The following is a 676-nucleotide window of genomic DNA, read 5'->3' on the forward strand; positions in this document are numbered from 1 at the left end:
ATCCTCCACGGAGAAACTCCTTCCCTATTCCAAGACAGGGACGGATTCCCAGAAATCATAAGTCAGAAGAAGGTGGGCCCCAGATCGCGCTTACGCCGCCGACACTTGTCTCAAGGCGCTGCGTGCTGCGTATCGTTGGGGTGGAAAGCGCGGCGATCCCAAGAACAGCCCTGTGTTGCACGTCGAGCGTGTGCACACCAGAGGCGGCGGCGCCGAGCCGTGGAGCCCTGAGGATGTTGAGAAGTTCCTTGCCGCACATGCCCCTGGCACCATGGCGCAGCTCTGGCTCTGTCTCGCTTACGACGGTCACGGCCCGATCGGCGACATGCATCGGCTGGGGCCAGGAAATGAGGCGATGCATGACGGTGATCGCTACTTGGAATGGCAGCCCGCCAAGAAAGGCTCTGCTTTTGTCTCTCTTCCCTTCGGAGACATGCTCGCCGCTGAACTCGAACTGCAAGACGAGCGCGACACTTATCTCGTGACGGAATATGGTCGTCCGTTCGCCTCTTCAGTTTCCCTCGATAACCGGGTTCGCAAGTGGATCATCGCGGCTGGCTTTTGCGTCGACGCAAAAGATGAGTGCGCGTTCCGGGGACATCCGATCACCGGTTCCGATAACATCCGATCAGTGATTCCGATTTAATCCGATCACCTGTTCCGGGGCATCCGATCA

The 676-nt window shown here is 58.6% G+C and carries 1 protein-coding gene; it reads left to right on the forward strand.

What is annotated here, in order from left to right; all coding sequences use genetic code 11:
• Nucleotides 1-172: 172 nt before the first annotated feature.
• On the forward strand, nt 173-646 hold the full coding sequence (locus V8324_RS22200; protein WP_336422037.1) for a hypothetical protein: 474 nt from the start codon (nt 173-175) through the stop codon (nt 644-646).
• The last annotated feature ends 30 nt before the right edge of the window (nt 647-676 follow it).

It is taken from the genome of Roseovarius sp. D22-M7 (genome assembly GCF_037083785.1).
In the GTDB taxonomy this organism is placed as follows: domain Bacteria; phylum Pseudomonadota; class Alphaproteobacteria; order Rhodobacterales; family Rhodobacteraceae; genus Roseovarius.